This window comes from Phenylobacterium sp. T106 (assembly GCF_057219735.1).
This window is the reverse complement of the sequence record NZ_JBXVWA010000005.1, coordinates 153604-169830: the sequence shown is the minus strand read 5'-3', so window position 1 is coordinate 169830 and position 16227 is coordinate 153604. Positions and strand designations below refer to the sequence as shown.

13 protein-coding genes and 1 pseudogene are annotated in these 16227 nt (G+C 71.9%); 6 read left to right on the top strand and 8 right to left on the bottom strand.

Annotated elements, in window-relative coordinates:
• Nucleotides 1–13 precede the first annotated feature (13 nt).
• Nucleotides 14–2776: a two-partner secretion domain-containing protein gene (locus tag AC2D8W_RS13530; protein WP_484671963.1), complete on the bottom strand. Its 2763-nt coding sequence runs from the start codon at nucleotides 2774–2776 to the stop codon at nucleotides 14–16.
• Nucleotides 2752–4680 (bottom strand): nidogen-like domain-containing protein, encoded by a 1929-nt coding sequence (locus AC2D8W_RS13525; RefSeq protein WP_484671962.1) that lies wholly within the window; start codon nucleotides 4678–4680, stop codon nucleotides 2752–2754. Before AC2D8W_RS13525 ends, AC2D8W_RS13530 begins: the two co-directional genes overlap by 25 nt.
• A 190-nt stretch (nucleotides 4681–4870) precedes the next feature.
• Between AC2D8W_RS13525 and AC2D8W_RS13520 the strand changes: the two genes are divergently transcribed.
• Complete coding sequence (locus AC2D8W_RS13520; RefSeq protein ID WP_484671961.1) at nucleotides 4871–5050, top strand: hypothetical protein; 180 nt, start codon at nucleotides 4871–4873, stop codon at nucleotides 5048–5050.
• Nucleotides 5051–5052: 2 nt separating this feature from the next.
• Here the strand turns inward: AC2D8W_RS13520 and AC2D8W_RS13515 are convergent, their stop codons facing one another.
• Both AC2D8W_RS13515 and AC2D8W_RS13510 read right to left on the bottom strand, forming a co-directional pair.
• Nucleotides 5053–5913, bottom strand: coding sequence for a TauD/TfdA dioxygenase family protein (locus tag AC2D8W_RS13515; protein ID WP_484671960.1), 861 nt, complete (start codon nucleotides 5911–5913; stop codon nucleotides 5053–5055).
• 17 nt (nucleotides 5914–5930) lie between these two features.
• Nucleotides 5931–6422 (bottom strand): flavodoxin family protein, encoded by a 492-nt coding sequence (locus AC2D8W_RS13510; RefSeq protein WP_484671959.1) that lies wholly within the window; start codon nucleotides 6420–6422, stop codon nucleotides 5931–5933.
• A gap of 113 nt (nucleotides 6423–6535) precedes the next feature.
• Between AC2D8W_RS13510 and AC2D8W_RS13505 the strand changes: the two genes are divergently transcribed.
• The 3 genes from AC2D8W_RS13505 to aspS are packed head-to-tail and all read left to right on the top strand — an operon-like array spanning nucleotide 6536 to nucleotide 10604.
• The gene (locus AC2D8W_RS13505; RefSeq protein ID WP_484671958.1) at nucleotides 6536–7897 is read left to right on the top strand and encodes a serine hydrolase domain-containing protein; all 1362 of its coding nucleotides are present in this window, start codon (nucleotides 6536–6538) and stop codon (nucleotides 7895–7897) included.
• A gap of 7 nt (nucleotides 7898–7904) precedes the next feature.
• Nucleotides 7905–8765: a hypothetical protein gene (locus AC2D8W_RS13500; protein WP_484671957.1), complete on the top strand. Its 861-nt coding sequence runs from the start codon at nucleotides 7905–7907 to the stop codon at nucleotides 8763–8765.
• A 60-nt stretch (nucleotides 8766–8825) separates the two neighbouring features.
• On the top strand, nucleotides 8826–10604 hold the full coding sequence (gene aspS / locus AC2D8W_RS13495; RefSeq protein WP_484671956.1) for an aspartate--tRNA ligase: 1779 nt from the start codon (nucleotides 8826–8828) through the stop codon (nucleotides 10602–10604).
• A 16-nt stretch (nucleotides 10605–10620) separates the two neighbouring features.
• Here the strand turns inward: aspS and AC2D8W_RS13490 are convergent, their stop codons facing one another.
• Nucleotides 10621–11622, bottom strand: a complete 1002-nt coding sequence (locus tag AC2D8W_RS13490; RefSeq protein WP_293481516.1) for a pentapeptide repeat-containing protein — start codon at nucleotides 11620–11622, stop codon at nucleotides 10621–10623.
• A gap of 170 nt (nucleotides 11623–11792) precedes the next feature.
• A complete protein-coding gene (locus tag AC2D8W_RS13485) occupies nucleotides 11793–14243 on the bottom strand; it encodes a TSCPD domain-containing protein (protein ID WP_484671955.1) in 2451 nt (816 codons plus the stop codon).
• Nucleotides 14244–14414: 171 nt separating this feature from the next.
• Here AC2D8W_RS13485 and AC2D8W_RS13480 point away from each other — a divergent pair, with 171 nt between their 5' ends.
• Nucleotides 14415–14819 (top strand): NADH:ubiquinone oxidoreductase subunit NDUFA12, encoded by a 405-nt coding sequence (locus AC2D8W_RS13480; RefSeq protein ID WP_293481514.1) that lies wholly within the window; start codon nucleotides 14415–14417, stop codon nucleotides 14817–14819.
• Here AC2D8W_RS13480 and AC2D8W_RS13475 read toward each other — a convergent pair.
• Nucleotides 14795–15070, bottom strand: a complete 276-nt coding sequence (locus AC2D8W_RS13475) for a hypothetical protein (RefSeq protein ID WP_484672087.1) — start codon at nucleotides 15068–15070, stop codon at nucleotides 14795–14797. The two genes, AC2D8W_RS13480 and AC2D8W_RS13475, sit on opposite strands and share 25 nt — an antisense overlap.
• Here AC2D8W_RS13475 and AC2D8W_RS13470 point away from each other — a divergent pair.
• Nucleotides 15000–15638, top strand: a complete 639-nt coding sequence (locus AC2D8W_RS13470) for a DUF2155 domain-containing protein (RefSeq protein WP_484672085.1) — start codon at nucleotides 15000–15002, stop codon at nucleotides 15636–15638. The two genes, AC2D8W_RS13475 and AC2D8W_RS13470, sit on opposite strands and share 71 nt — an antisense overlap.
• Here AC2D8W_RS13470 and aat read toward each other — a convergent pair.
• Nucleotides 15605–16225: pseudogene (gene aat, locus AC2D8W_RS13465) on the bottom strand (leucyl/phenylalanyl-tRNA--protein transferase); the annotation flags it as partial. The gene AC2D8W_RS13470 and the pseudogene aat overlap by 34 nt on opposite strands.
• Nucleotides 16226–16227 lie beyond the last annotated feature (2 nt).

The window sequence follows — 16227 nt, the reverse complement described above, 5'->3', positions numbered from 1 at the left end:
CGGGAATCTGCCGCTACCGGCCCGGCCGCTGACGCTTCTGGCGCCACACCTCGGCGCTGCCGGCGCCCAGGGTGACCGGATCGGTCGCGATGGCGTCGGCCTCGGCGTTGGGATCGGTGAACACCAGCACGGGCGGCTCGGGCGGCACGCCGCCGAGTCCTGCGGTCGCCGGATCCACCCCGTCCGTCGAGCGACCAGAGCCGGTCCTCAGCGCGCCCAGGCCCGAGCTGTCGATGATGCGATTGGTGAAGGCGGCCACGGCGAGCGGCCCGCAACCGCCCTGGCTGGCGTCGCAGCCGTTGAAGCGGATGATGCCCGAGCCGCCGCCTTCGACGCTCAGTGAGCCGCCGCGGACCACGCCGTTCACGTCCCGGAACGCGCCCGAGAGGTCGACGACGCTGGCGCGGGCGGCGCTCAGCGACCCGGGAAGCAGGGTCGTGACCAGGATCCCGTTGGGACGCTGCATGGTCCCCGTGTTCTGCTGCACGATCCGGTCGGCCGCGCGCAGCGAGAGCTCGGCCGCGGTGACGAAGACCAGGTTCTCCTCCTCGGGCGTCGGCGCCACGCCCACCGGCAGGTTGCGGACGATGTCGATCGACGACGGCGGGGCCGAGGCCACGAGGCTGATGAAGCGCGGCGCGCCGATCAGCACGTCGTTGCGTGCGTTGAAGTTCACCTCGTCGAAGGCGCGCACGTCGCTGTAGCCCGCGTCGGGAGAGCCGCGAGAGAATCCAACGGCGCCGGTCACCAGGATCCGGCCGGGCCGCCACGGCGAATCGACCGCGGCCTCGCCGATGTTGACGACGCCGCCCGTGACGCCGGGCGCGAGCGTGCCCGGGATGACCACGTCGTTCTGCCCGCCCGCGGCGAAGAGCAGGCGGGGCGTACGGCCCGGGGTCACGTTCAGATCCTGGACCACCAGGTCCCCGCGCGCATCCGACGCCGTCGAGCCGGCGTAGAAGCTGGCCTCGCCGGTGACGGCGATCTGCTGGAATTCGGCGTCGGTCAGGCGAAGGCCCGGCATGTCGGCGGCCGGCGCGCCGGCCGCGCCGCCCGCCGCTCCGCCCAGGGTCATCGCGCCCTGCAGGGACTCGATGCGCAGGTTCGCCGCGGTCAGCGTTCCGGTGAGCTCGAGGTCCGAGGCGCGGACGGTGAAGGTCCGGCCTGCCGAGCTGGGTGCAAGCGTCAGCAGGCCGGGGACGCTGACGGTCACGTCGCGACCGCCGGCGAAAGCCACGTTGGAAGCGCCGGCCAGCGGGGAGCCGGACACGGCGCCGAAGGTGATGTCGGCCGAGGCGCCCTCCGTCCGCAGGATCAGGCTGCGGCCGGCCGGACCCTCGTCGGTCCCCGCGCCGGTGAGCCTGGCCTCGCCCAGCACGATGGAGCCGGCGGCGCCGGTCGTGGTGATGAGGATGTCGTCCGCCGCCAGGGCCGCGTTCACGTTCACCGCCGGGCCGCCGTTCGCCGGCGCGCCGGACGCGTTCACGACCACGCTGCGACCGGAGTTCAACCGGGCGGCCTGGATCGAGCCGGCGTCGATCTGGAGGCGGCCCACCGCGTTCACGGCGCCCGCGACGCTGAGCGCGCCGGTCGTGCGCAGCGTGGCTGCGGCCCCGGCGGAGGCGCTGGCGCGCACGGTGAGGCCCCGCGAGGCGTCGACCGCCAGGAGCCGCCCGGCGTCGAGCCCGCCGGTGTCGACGCTGCCCGCCGCCAGGCCCAGGTCGCGCCCTGCGGCGAGTTGCGTCGCGGTCACGGCCGTCGGCGCAGCGAACCCGCCCAGGAGGTCGCGGGTGGCCGTCACCACGCCGAACGTGGCGGTGGTCTCGGTCGTGGTGTTGACGCGCGTGGCGCCGGGCTGGCGGTTGGAGATCCCCGCGCCGGCGGCGAGGATCACGTCGCCACGGTCGGCGCTCGCCGACTGGGCCGCGATCAGGCCCGGGGCGCTGACCACCGCACTCGCCACATCGGCGCGGTTGACGACGGCCAGATAGACGCTGCCCGCGGCCGTCTGGCCGGCGAGCGTCAGGGGTGTCGCGGAGGCCGTGCCGCCGCCGGCCGGCACCACGAAGTCGACGAGGTCGAGGTCGCCGGGCTGCGGCGCGAACCGAACGGTGTAGTCGCCGGCCGCAGCATAGAGGACGCTCGAGCGGCCGGTTCCGGTGACGGCGGCGCCGCTGGCCGTGGTCACCGCGCCGGCGATCAGGGCGACAGGGCCGCCGCCGCTCTTCACTTCGGCCCCGGCCCGGACGTCGACGCGCCCGGCGCCGCCGCCGGTGAACCCGAAGTTGAAGTTGGAGGGGTCGAGGAAGCCCGCCGTCGCGACCTGGCCCGACGTGGCGAGCAGGCCTCCGACGTTCACCCGCGCGTTGGAGCCGATGACGACCCCGCCGGGCGCGTAGAACCAGACGTTGCCGGCGCCGCGCGCACTGCCGACGAAGGCCTCGATCTGGCCGTCGAGCACCGCCTGGCCGGTGACGCGGTTCAGCACGATCCAGCTGCGGTCGCCGAACCGGTAGACGACCGCCTGGTCCGAGGCGAGATTGAACGTCGACCAGTTGAGGACCGTGCGCGGGGCGCCCAGCGTGATGTCGGCCGTGCGCGCCGTCTGCACGATGGCCGGGCTCTGTCCGCCTTGCGAGACCAGGGTGGCGGCGGCGTCGAGGACGAGTTGCGCGTGCGCCGGCGACGCCGAGACGAGGACGGCGGCGCAGCTGGCCAGCCATCCGACCCGGCGTGCGCGCGGCGTCGGCGCTAGACCGCGCCTGCGTCGGACCACAGGCCGCCTCCCATCAGTTGCGACATGAAGGTCGACAGTTCGAACGGCGCCCCGGCGGCCTCCAACGGACCGGCGCCCGCGGTCGTCACCTTGTCGTCGTTGAGAACGACGCCCGTGATGCTCAGGGTGTTGAGCGCGCCGCCGCCGACGGTGACGACGAAGCTCTCATTGCCCTCCGGCGCGACATCGCCGGTCACCACGACCGTCAGCGTCGCCTGGGAGGCGCCGGCCGCGAAGCTGATCGTGCCGGTGAGGGCGGACTGCATCTCGCTCGGGGCCAGGCCGCCCGAGGTCGGGAAGCTGATCGCGTAGGGCGCGCTGGCGGCGGCGGCCACGTCGCCCACCCGCATGACGGTGATGCTGAAGCTCGTCGCGCTTCCGGCGTCGCCTTCGGGCAACACGAGCGCCGACGGGGTGGCGATCAGGAGGCTCTGGCGGGAGTCGTCGTCCAGGATGACGCCGGAGGCGCTCGCGTTGAGGGGCAGGGTGGTCGCGCCCGTGGTCGCCGAGACCAGGCGGACCGTGAAGGTCTCGTCGGGCTCGGGCCGGACGTCGCCCAGCGTGTTCACCGTGATGATCGCGCGATCCTGGCCCGCCGCGAACTCGATCGTTCCGGACAGAGCCTGGCCGCCGTCGAGATCCTGGACGTCGGCGGTGTCGAGCGACACCGTCCAGGTCACGGTCGAGGCGCGTGAGAGGTCCCCGCTTCGCAGCACCACGAAGTCGAAAGGCGAGGGGCCGACCAGGCCTTCCGCCCGCGTCACCGGCCCGGCGAACTGGAAGTTCACGGCCGGATCGTCGTTGACGATGACGCCGACGGCGTCGACGCCCGGGTCCCAGGTCTCGCCGTTGAAGTTGGCCTGCGTCAGGCGGAAGTGGAACCACTCGTCGTCCTCGAACCGGCGGTCCCCCTGGATCTCGACACGCACCGTGGCGGTGGTCTCGAACGGCGCGAACGCCACGAACCCCGAGAACGGCTGCCCCGGCGCCAGGTCGTTGGGGTCGTCGATGGTGATCTCCCAGTCGACGACCGAGCCTGCGTTGAGGTCGTCCCCCGACCGCGTGATGACGACGTCGACGGCGACGGTCCCCTCGTCGCCCTCGCGGAACAGGCCGATCTGGCGGACGTCGAAGGTCGCCGGCCGCGGCGGCGGCGGGGGTTCGCTGGACGAGGGGCCGCCCCCCGCGCCGCCTGAAACCACGCCGCCGCGGACTTGGAAGTAGTAGTAGCCCGCCTGACCGGTGTTCCCGATCTCGGTGTCGATGGTCTTGATGATCTCGAAGTCGCCCGTATCGCCGGCGATGTCCGAGAGCGCGAGCTCGAACCCTGGCGTGCCGTTGCCGCGGGCGTAGCCGGCGCGCGGCGTCTCGCCGAACGAGTTGTTCGTGCCCGACGTCGACTGGTTGATGTGCTCGTAGATGAACTCGATGTCGAAGTCGCCGCCGCCCACGTCGATGAGGCGGATCTGGAAGGCGTTCGGATTGCCGATCTGGCCCGAGTAGTAGCCGACATCATCCCAGGTGGCCGTGAAGATGCGGTTGGTCGTGTCGAGGTCGTAGTACACGAGGTTCGAACCGGTCGACGTGCCGCCGGGCGACGGGTTGTCGATCCCGCCGCGGGTGTCGATGTCGAACCAGTAGGCCGCGATGATCGGGACGTTCAGTCCGCCGGCTCCGATGGGCGCGCCGATGTATTGGCCCAGCGCGCTGCCGAAGGTGATGTTTCCGTTGTTGTTGACGAACAGGTTGGTGTGGTTCGTGCCGAAGAAGTTGAGCCCGCCCGCGCCGAACACCGACGTGATGTTGATCGCGCCGGTCGAGCTGTCGTCGTTGCGGCCGAGCACGCCCTCGCCGAAGCCGGCCGCGCCGCCGAGGCCATTCACAAGACTGGGCACGATACTCACCCCCCACTCCGGCCGAAGCCGTTGAGTTCAAAGCCTATATTGCCCGTGTCGGGAAGCGACAATGCACCTCTTGCCGCATAAGAAAACCCCTCACAACTCAGAGGTTGACGGAGGGATGGGGAACTGCGCGCTCCGCGTGCAATCCGGGAACAAACGGGCGGAATCGGGTTTGTCACGCCAAGGAGGTCGAATGTCGGACCGAACTGTTGGCGCGCCCGATCAGGGTGCTGCGGAGCCGGGCGGCGACGACGCCGTATCGCGCCTGATCGATGAGTTGATGAAGCCGCTGCCGGCGCAGCCGCCCGCCATCATCGTGGTCGGCGACGAGGCCGTGTTCGGGATCACACCGCCGAGGCGACGCGCCGACTGAGGCTACTGGGCCGCCGCCCCCTCGGTCGCCGGATCCCCAGCGATCCTGGAATGGAACATCACACGCGGCCTGGCGAGGTCCCATGGGCGGGCGCGGTGCTTCAGGCGCCGGTTGTCCCAGACCACCGCGTCGCCGGGCGTCCAGGCATGGGTCCACACGCGCGGAGGCTGGCAGGCGAGGTCGAGAAGCTCGTCCAGGAGAATTTCGGACTCGGCTTCCGACAAGCCTGGGATCCCGAACGCGTGCCGCCCCACCATCAGGCACGGACGACCGGTTTCCGGATGGAGCTTCACCAAGGGACGCAGGGGCGGGGTCTCGACGTCCGCCCCGTAGCCGCCGTGCTCCGCGCTCTTCCGGTAGTCGTGGCCGATCCTGGCCTGGCTGCGCCTCAGGGAATGGTAGGCGCTGAGCGGGGCGATACGCGCGCGCATCTCGGGCGAAAGGGCCTCGAAGGCGGCGGCCATGTCGGCCCATTCGGTCTGGCCGCCTGACGCCGGCACGATGTGGGCCGTGAAGACCGCGCCCTTCGCCTGGACCGGCATGTAGGTGGAATCGCAGTGCCAGCCCATGTTGCCCTTCAGCACCTGGACCCAGTCGTCGTCGGGCGTGCGCACCGAGCCGTCCTCGCGCACATTGCTGATCGGCGCGAGACGGAACTCCAGCGGCCCGAAGCGGCTGGCGAAGGCGACCTGTTCCTCCCGGCTGAGGTTCTGTCCGGGGAAGATCAGCAGCCCGTACTCCAGCCAGGCGTCGTAGAGCGCGGCGAAATCGGCCTCGTCGAGCCTGGCCAGCCGCAGGCCGGTCACCCTCGCCCCGAACGTGGCGGGCAGGGGCTCGAGGTGGAAGGGCGTGCGAGCGTCCATGGCCGCGAGGATAAGCCTCAGAACACGCCCATCGCCAGCCCCGCGGCGAGGGCCGCGCCGAGCTCGCGGCAGGGGGCCAGCTGGTCCTCGGACAGCACTTTCGGCGCGAGGATCCGGTCCGCGTCCTGAGCGCGCGTGCAGACGACGAGGGGCTCGGCCACGGGCTTCAGCCGCCAGCCGGTGGCGATCCGCGCGAGCTGGCGTACGGCCCCGTGCCCGTCGCTGCCGGCCGCGATCATCATGGCGTAGGGCCGGCCGTTCAGCCGCTCGAGGACCGGGTAGTAGGTGCGGTCGAAGAACTCCTTCATGGCGCCCGAGAGCGCCGCGAGGTTCTCGGGCGCGGCGAACAGAAAGCCGTCGGCGGCGAGCAGATCCTCGGCGGTCGCCTCGTCGGCGGGCAGCGTCAGCACCCGGACGCCGGGCTCGGCTTCAGCCGCCGCGGCCGCCGCCTCGGCCATGGCGCGCGCCGCGCCGGTCCGCGAGTGCCACACGATCAGGAGCCGCTTCATGGCGGCAGGCTAGCGTCGCCGCGCCGGATTGCCGACCTGAAACGCGACCGTGCTTGCGCCGACGCGACCCGGCCCTAAGCTCGGCTCCAAGGATATTGGGGGAGGGGATCATCATGCTTCGTACAAGCACGCGCCTGGCCGCGGCCCTGAGCGTCGTCGCTCTGGCGCTTGCGCCCGCGCAGGCGGGCTACGCCCAGGCCGCGCGCAAGCCGGCCGCCGTCAAGGCGCCCGTCGGCGCGCTGGCGCCCGCGGCCAGTCCGGAGGCGCTGGGCTTCGACAGCGCCCGACTGGCGCGGCTGGACGCCTACATGGCCAACGTCGTCAACTCGGGCCGGGTCGCGGGCATGACCACCATGCTCGCCCGCCACGGCAAGGTGGTGTCGTTCAAGACCTACGGGAAGAAGAACCTCACGGCGGGGACGCCGATGACCGAGGACACGATCTTCCGCATCTACTCGATGACCAAGCCGATCACCGGCGTGGCGATGATGATCCTCTTCGAGGAGGGCAAGTGGCGGCTGGACGATCCGGTCACGCGCTTCGTGCCCGAGTTCAAGACCCTGAAGGTGATGACGGGCACGGACGGCAACGGCGTGCCGATCCTCGAGGACATGAAGCGCCCGCCGACGATGCGCGAGATCATGAGCCACACGGCAGGCTTCGGTTACGGCCTCCAGGACGAGCATCCGGTCGACAAGATGTACCGCGAGAAGCGCGTGCTGGGCTCGAACGGGCTCAAGGACATGATCGACAAGACCGCGACGATCCCCCTGGTCTTCCAGCCCGGGACCTCGTGGCGGTACTCCTCGTCCGTCGATATCCAGGGCTACATCGTCGAGAAGATCACCGGCCAGACGCTGGGCCAGTTCATGCAGGACCGGATCTTCCGGCCCCTGAAGATGAACGACACGGCCTTCTACGTGGCCGCGCCCAAGGCCGACCGCCTGGCCGCCGTCTACGCCTTCAACCGCGATCTGGGGAAGATCCAGGAGGCCGACAAGATCTTCGACAACCCGCTGCCGACCTACCTGCAGCCGCCCGCCATGGAATCGGGCGGCGGCGGCCTGGTCTCGACGACGATGGACTACGCCCGGTTCTGCCAGATGCTGCTCAACGGCGGGGTGCTCGACGGGGCTCGCATCCTGTCGCCCGCGTCCGTCGAGCTGCTCGGGACCAACGTGATCCCCAAGAACGTGCTGGTGAACTCCAACGGCACCTCGGGCGCCCGCTTCAACGAGGCGGTGGGCTTCGGGCTGGACTTCATGGTCGTCAACGACCCGCGCGCCGCCGGCACGCTGGAAGGGAAGGGGACGATCAGCTGGGGCGGCGCCGCCGGCACCTGGTTCTGGGTGGACCCGACGAACGACCTCTTCTTCGTCGGCATGATCCAGCGCCTGGGCGGCACCGGGGGGGACGACCTGGGCACGATGGCCCGGACACTGACCTATCAGGCGCTGCTCCATCCGGAGAAGTAGCAGGCCGTTGGATCAGGGGCCGCGGACCTTCGCAGTCGTCTTCGGCGTCGCCTCATTCACGGCCGTCGCCGTGGGGGCCTACGTCGCCGCGCACAGCGGTGTTGTGGCCCAGCGCTGGGGACTGAACCTCGCCGCCTGGATCCTGGGCGCGACCGCGGCCGCGGGGGTGGCGCGGCTGGCCGGACCGCGTGCGGAGAGGCTGTTCATCCTGGCCGCGCTCCTCGCCGTGGCGCTCACCTTCGCCGCCGAAGGTCTGCAGGGCGTGCACCGCTGGCTGCAGGTGGGTCCGGTCCGGGTGAACGCCGCCGAGCTCCTGATGCCCGCCGCCATGGTCGCGCTGGCGGCGATGGACCTGCGCAGGCCCTGGCTGTGGGTCGCCGCAGCGGCGGCGCTCCTGCTCCTGGTCGCCCAGCCTGACGCCTCGCAGGCCACTGCGGTCGCGGTGGCGCTCGTGGCCGCGGCCGCGGCGTCGCCGCTCCGGCCGGTCCATCGCGTCGCCGTCGCAGGCCTGTGCGCCGCGGCCGCCGCTGTGGCGTGGATCCGGCCGGACCCGCTCGCACCGGTTCCAGAGGTCGAGGAGATCTTCCGGCTGGCGGGAGAGGCATCCCCCATGGCGGCTGCTGCGGCCGCCGTTTCCCTGGCGACCGCGAGCGCGGCCCCGCTCATGCTGTCGCGCCGGTCCAAGGCGTTGGCCCCGCCGGCCCTGGCGCTCGGCGGGTACTTCCTCGTCTCGGCGATTTCGCCGCTGCTCGGGGCCTTTCCGACGCCGCTGGTCGGGATCGGCGTCAGCCCGGTGCTCGGCTACTGGCTCGGCGCCGGTCTCCTGGTGAGCCTCGCCTCTCGTCGCGCCGGGGCGGCCGCGCCTTGACTTTCCGCCCCCTCCGTGCGCCCTTCCGCGCCTCGTAAAACACCCCGTTTCCCTCGGAAAATGCACGCCTACCGCACCCACACCTGCGGCGCGCTCCGCGCCGCCGACACCGGCAAGTCCGTCCGTCTCTCGGGCTGGATCCATCGCAAGCGCGACCACGGCGGCCTGATCTTCATCGACCTGCGCGACCATTATGGCCTGACGCAGCTGGTCCTTGCGCCGTCGACCCCGGGCTTCAACATCGTCGAGCACCTCCGCGCCGAAAGCGTGATCCGGGTGGACGGCGAGGTGGTCGCCCGCACGTCCGAGACGGTGAACCCGAACCTGCCGACCGGCGAGGTCGAGGTGAAGGTGAAGGACGTCGCGGTGCTGTCCGAGGCGTCCGAGCTGCCGCTGCCGGTCTTCGGCGAGCCCGACTATCCCGAGGAGATCCGGCTCAAGAACCGCCACCTCGACCTGCGCCGCGGGACGCTGCACCGGAACATCGTCCTGCGGTCGCGCGTGATCCAGTCGATCCGCAACCGGATGATCGAGCAGGGCTTCCTCGAGTTCCAGACGCCGATCCTGACGGCCAGCTCGCCCGAGGGCGCGCGCGACTTCCTGGTGCCGTCGCGGCTGCATCCGTCCAAGTTCTACGCGCTGCCGCAGGCGCCGCAGCAGTTCAAGCAGCTGCTGATGGTGTCGGGCTTCGACCGCTACTTCCAGATCGCGCCCTGCTTCCGCGACGAGGACCTGCGCGCCGACCGCTCGCTGGAATTCTACCAGCTCGACGTGGAGATGGCGTTCGTCACCCAGGAGGACGTGTTCGCGGCCATCGAGCCGGTGATGCACGGCGTCTTCACCGAGTTCGGCGAGGGCAAGCCGGTCACGCCGTACCCGTTCCCGCGGATCCCGTACCGCGAGGCGATCGCCAAGTACGGTTCGGACAAGCCCGACCTGCGCAACCCGATCGTCATGCAGGACGTGTCGGATCACTTCCGCGGCGGGGGCTTCGGCCTCTTCGCGCGGATCCTCGAGGACAGGAAGAACGCGGTCTGGGCCATCCCGGCGAAGAGCGGCGGCAGCCGGGCGTTCTGCGACCGCATGAACAGCTGGGCGCAGGGCGAGGGCCAGCCGGGCCTGGGCTACATCTTCTGGTCCGACGACCAGGGGGGCTGGGGCGGTCCGATCGCCAAGAACCTGGGGGCTGAGAAGACCGACGCCCTGATGGGCGCGCTGGGCCTGGGGCAGGGCGACGCCGCGTTCTTCGTGGCCGGCGATCCCAAGGCCTTCTACAAGTTCGCCGGCAACGCCCGGACCAAGGTCGGAACGGACCTGAAGCTGTTGGCCGAGGACCGCTTCGAGTTCGTCTGGATCGTCGACTTCCCGATGTTCGAGATGAACGAAGAGACGAACCACGTCGACTTCAGCCACAACCCATTCTCGATGCCGCAGGGCGAGCTGGAGGCGCTGAACACCAAGGATCCTCTGGATATCCTCGCCTACCAGTACGACATCGTCTGCAACGGCCACGAGCTGTGCTCGGGCGCGATCCGGAACCACCTGCCCGAGATCATGGTGCGGGCGTTCGAGATCGCGGGTTACAACGAGAGCGTGGTCGAGGAACAGTTCGGCGGCATGCTGAACGCCTTCCGCCACGGCGCGCCGCCCCACGGCGGCCTCGCGCCGGGCATCGACCGCATCGTCATGCTGCTGGCCGGCGAAACGGCCATCCGCGAGGTCATCGCCTTCCCGCTGAACCAGCAGGGGCAGGACCTGATGATGAATGCGCCCTCGGAAGTCGCGGACAAGCAGCTGAAGGAGCTGCACATCCGCCTCGCCCCGCCGATCAAGGCCTGAGGCGGCGGACCTCTAGCTAGCGCGGCCCGGGCGGGGCCGGCGGCGCGGGGGGCGCCGGCGGCGCCATGGGCACGAAGCGGATCGTCGGTTTCGCGTGGCTCCGGTAGATGAACCGCGCGCCGCTGCAGGTCCGGGCCGTGAGCCCTGGCGGGACCCGCGTATGGCTGTCCGCACAGGCGTCGTCGAGCTGGTCCTGCCGCAGTCCGCGGGCGCCCGAGAGGTCGGCCCGCGAAATGAGCGCGTGGGTGAGGTCGGCGTCGCGGAAGTCCGCGCCGTCGAAGTTGGCGCCCGTCAGGTTCGCGCCCGTGAGGTCTGCCGAGCGGAACGCCGCGTGCTGGAACTGGCCGCCCGACAGGTTCGCGCCAGTCAGCGTCGCATCCGAGAAGACCGCCCCGCGCGCCTCGACGCGCGACAGGCTGGCGCCCTGAAGCTCGGCGGCGCGGAAGCTCGCGCCGCGCAGGACCGCGCGCTCGAACGACGCGCCCGTGCCCTCCATGTCGTTGAGCACGGCCTGGCTGAGATCGGCCTGCGAGAACGAGGCGCCGCGGATGGTCATGGCCCGAAGGTTGGCGCCCACCAGGATGGCGCGGGCGAACACGGCGCCCGAAGCCTCGGCGTCGGCCAGGTCGATCCGGGTCATGTTGGCGCTGCCGAACAGCACGCCGTTGGCCTCGGCGGCGCGGGCCCGTGCGGAGGTGAGGTTGGCGCCGGAGAAGTTCGCGCCGGTCATCACCGTTTCGGTCAGGTCGGCCTTGGTGAGGTCGGCTCTCGCGAAGACCGAGGCGTGGAGCTTGGCCTCGCGCAGGATGACGCCGACCATGGTCGCGCCCGAGAAGTTCGCACTGATGATCCGCGCCCCGCGGAGGTTGCGGCCCGACAGCTCGCACTTCGTGCAGGAGCCGCCGAACGAGTCCTGCCGGCGCACTTCCTTGTCGCCGGCAGCGGCGCCGCCCGCGATCGCGAGGATCGCTGTGGCGGCGGCGAGGGCGGCCTGGAAACGGGGCGAACGCGAACGCATCGTGACGACGCAACTCCGGTGGTCTGGAGGTGACCGATGCCTGCATCCACCGGCAGGCGCCACTTAATTCGCGGTAACTTGGAAGGACTTAGCGACGATCCTACCCGGATTGAGGAACCCGGCCGCGCCGCCGTCCTCCCAGCTTCGACGGACCGCGCTGCCGGCAGGGCCTAGCCGGTCGGAGTCTCGTTGAGGCGGCCGGCCCGGGCGCCGCAGGTCTCGCAGATCAGGGCCTGTCCCTTGCGGACGACCGCGATGTCGCCGCATGCGGCGCAGACCTCGGCGGCCCCCATGGCGGCCGGCCCGGGCGCCCGTCCCGCCGAGGGCAGGAACACCAGGTTGTCGGGGGCCGCGCCACGGGCGAAGCCGCGGCTGATGAACCGCGAGGCCGGCTGCGGCTCGGCGTCCTCGGCCGGCGCCGCCTCGGCCTTCCCGCGGCCCAGCCCGTCGGCGTTAAGCCCGGCCGGATCGGCGCTCGCGAGCTCGTCGCGGCCCAGGTAGCTGATCCCCAGCTCGCGGAAGATGTAGTCGAGGATGGAGGTGGCGGACCTGACGGTGTCGTTGCCCTTGACCTCGCCGGCCGGCTCGAAGCGCGTGAAGACGAAGGCGTCCACGAACTCGTCGAGCGGAACGCCGTACTGCAGGCCGATCGAGATCGCGATCGCGAAGTTGTTCATCAGCGAGCGGAAGGCGGCGCCTTCCTTGTGCATGTCGATGAAGATCTCGCCCAGCTCGCCGTCGTCGTACTCGCCGGTGTGGAGGTAGACCTTGTGCCCGCCGACGCTGGCCTTCTGGATGTAGCCCTTGCGCCGGTCCGGCAGCTTGCGCCGCGTGCGTTCGCGCTCGACGATCCGCTCGACCACGCGCTCCTCGACCTGGGGAGCCTGGACGCGGGCGGGGGCGGGGCGCTCAGCGGCGGGTGGAAGGTCCAGTTCGGCGGCGAGGGGCGGCGGGCCACGGCGCGGCCGGATTGCGATGTCCGCCGCCGCCAGGGCGTCCGCCACGTCCGCCAGGGTCGCGGACCAGGGCAGCGGAACCTCAAGCACGGGCGGAATGTCCAGCACGGGCGCCAGGGCGGCCAGCATCGCGGCCTGCGCGGTGATCGGCGTCGCCTCCCGCGAACGGAGCACGGCGCGCTGGTCATCGTCGAGCGCCTCGTCCTCGAGGCTGTCGCCGCCCAGGATGAACGCCTCGGCCGCGGCGACGTCGCCGGGCGAGAAGCCGGCGAGCGCCAGGACGTCGAGCGCGGGATCGTCGAGCTGATCGCCCGTCGCCCCGAGGACGTCGCGCAGGAAACCCTCGCCCACGACGTGCGGGGCGAACGCCTGCGCCAGGTTCCGGACGAACGGGAGCTCCGCCTGCGCCGCCTCGATCTCGAGGCTGGTGAAGCCCCGCGCGGTCAGGCTCTGGACGTTGACGCCCGGGGCGTCGGCGAAGTGCCGTCGGCCCAGGAGGCGGGCCTGGACCTCGGTCCGGTCCGCGCCGATGGCCTGCAGCCCGAGGATCGCGGCCTCGGACAACACGCGGACGGCCTCGCCGTCGGCGGTCTCGGCCAGGGTGACGGGGCCCTCCCAGGGGGCGGCGTCGAGGCGGCCGCCGACGCGCAGGGCCAGCTCGGGCTCGGACATCAGCGCGAACTTGAGGTCGACGTCGAGGTCCTCGGCGGCGTCGCGCGCCGCCTGGAACAGGTTGCGGGCCGCGGAGCGGGCGGCGTCGCTGTCGTAGTCGAAGCCGTGGGCGACCAGCCAGTCGCCCAGGCCGGCGAGCCCGAGGCGCACGGGCCCGTCATGCGCCGCCGCCAGCGCGGTGGCGGCGAGCGCCACGTCCGCGGCGAACGCCGCCTCGTCGAAGGCGCCGTCGCGCCAGAAGGCCATGAGCTCCACGCCCGCGGCGGGCATGGCCGCGGCCTCGGCGATCGCCGAGGCGCTCACGACGTCCGGCGCGGCCACCACGCGGCCGGTGGTCCAGGCGGCGCGGGCGAGGGCCGACCCTTGCCCGCGGAGCGCGACATACGGCGTCACGGGCGGCGGCGGAGGCAGCGAGCAGAGCCACATCGTCTCGCCGCCCCGGACCAGCGCAATGGCGTCCTGTATGGCGGCGTCGGTGGCGCCGGCGGCGCGGGCGGCCTCGGCGGCCCGCGCGAGGGAGGCGTTGCGGGCGGGATCGGCGCAGGCGTCGCCGTCGCCCTCGCATCGGAGGACGGCGTCCATCACGGCCTGCAGCCGGGCCGCGTTCAGGCTGGCCGCGGCCTGGGCGGCCTCCCGGCCGCGGTGCGACGCGGTCACGGCGTCCAGCGCGCCGCTTCCAGGTTCCAGGACCTTGAGCGCCGGTCCGGCCGCCAGGAAGCCGATGCGGCCGTGCAGCATCGCCTCGGCCAGCGTCTCGCGGAACCTCGTGCGGGTCTTGAGGTCGCGCGTCAGTCCCTTCGCCTGCGCCTTGCCGGCGAGTTCGTAGGCGAACGCGTGGATCGAGGCGGCGATGTCGGCGCGACCCTCGGCCCAGCCGATCCAGGCCTCGACCCTGGCCGTGGTGAAGTGGGCGGGAGCCTCAACCTCGACCATCCCGCCGCCGATCTCGAGAAGGCGGCGCTCGATTCCGGCCTGCGCGGTCTCGCTGTCCATTCGGCCTCCTCCCAAGTCGGCCGAGCCTAAGGCGCGTCGTGATTCGCAGGCAGCAGATGTTGGGGGGTCATCACCGCTCATCCCCAACATATTGCTGCAAAAGCCGGCCTTGGCGGCTGCGTGGCGCATCGCTATTGTCCGCCCGCCTGACAGCCTGCGAAGGGCCCCGATTTGTCCGTCCTGAAGACCATTTTCACCTGGTGGAACGGCGCCACCACCGGCATCCATTTCACGACCTGGCGGCGCGGCCGCCTCGTCGGGACGGACGAGCTTGGCAACCGCTATTTCGAGGCGCGCGACGATCGCGACAGCTACGATCGCGGCCGCAAGCGGCGCTGGGTGATCTACAAGGGCTATGCCGACGCCTCGAAGGTGCCTGCCGACTGGCACGGCTGGCTGCACTACACCTTCGACGAGCCGCCGACGGCCGCGCCGCTGCCGCGCAAGGCCTGGGAGAAGGACCACCGCCCGAACCTCACGGGCACCATCCACGCCTACCGGCCCAAGGGCGCGATCTCCCGCGGCGGAGACCGGCAGCGCGCCACGGGCGACTACGAGGCCTGGAGCCCGGAGTAGGCCTGCATGGGACGCCGCCCGCCTCGCTTGATCTCCCGCGCCGCCACGGGCCTTGTCATCGGCGCGTGCGTGGCGAGCGTGGTCAGCGCGCAGCCGACGGCCCCCAGCGCGCCCACCGCCCCGGACGCGCCCTCGGCGCCCGTCGCCGCGCCGCCGCCCGAGGAGGCTCCCCCGTCCAGCGTGGCTGCGCCCGCGCCCGCGGTCGCCGCGCCGGTGACGGCCGAGGAGGTGGCCCCGGCCGCGCCGCCCAAGGCGCAGGTCGCCGAGAAGCCGGCCGCTGCGCCGATCCGCCGCTCCCGCGCCTACGACGTCGCGATCCTGCAGGCGATCGACAAGGTGACGGCCGAAACCCTCCGGTTCGAGGCGCGCGTCGGCGCCCCGGTGCGGTGGAAGGGCCTCGTCTTCACCGTGAGCGCCTGCGAGCGCTCGGCGCCGGACGAGGCGATCGAGGACTCCATCGTCTATGTGAGCATCGACTCCCAGCCCCGTGCGCAGCCGGGCCGGCCCACGCCGGCGCCGAAGCAGGCGTTCCGCGGCTGGATGTTCGCCTCGTCGCCCGGGCTGCACCCGGTGGAGCACGCCACCTATGACGCCTGGCTGATCAGCTGCAGGGCCAGCGCGCCCGCGCCCGCCGTGACCGCGGCGGTGCGCCCGCCGCCCGCCAAGGCGCCGCCTGCGGCCGAGCCCAAGTTGCTGGACCTGCCGCCGGCCAAGGCCGCCCCCGCTCCGGTTTCGCCGGCCGCGCCCGCCGCCGCTCCGCCGGCGAAGGCCGCCGAGCCGCCGAGGTCCGAACCCGCGGCCCCGTCGCCGCCGACGTAGAACTCGGCCTCCACCTCCAGGGCCCTGGCGAGCCTTCGGTGGTACTCCGCCCGGGCGATCTCCGTTGCGCCGAACTGGCGCAGGTGTTCGGTCATGAACTGGGCGTCCAGCAGCCGGAAGCCGCCGGCGATAAGCCGGGCCGCGAGGTGGACCAGCGCTACCTTCGAGGCGTCGCGCTCGCGCGAGAACATGCTTTCGCCGAAGAACGCGCCGCGCAGCGAGACGCCGTAGAGGCCGCCGACGAGGTGGGCCCCGCGCCAGCACTCGACGCTGTGGGCGTGTCCCATCCGATGGAGCTCGAGATAGAGCCGTTCGATCGGCCGGTTGATCCAGGTTTCCGTGCGGCCAGGTCCGGCCGCGGCGCAGGCCAGGACCACGTCATGGAAGGCGGTGTCGATGCGGATGTCGAAGGCGTCGGCGCGGACGGTCCGGGCCAGCCGCCGTGGGACGTGAAAGGTCTTGAGCGGCAGGACGCCCCTGCGCTCGGGGTCGATGAGGAAGACGCGGCTGTCCTCGCGAGCGTCGGCCATCGGGAAGACGCCGCGGGCGTAGCAGTCGAGCAGGTCGCGGGCGTCGAACGCGGACATCG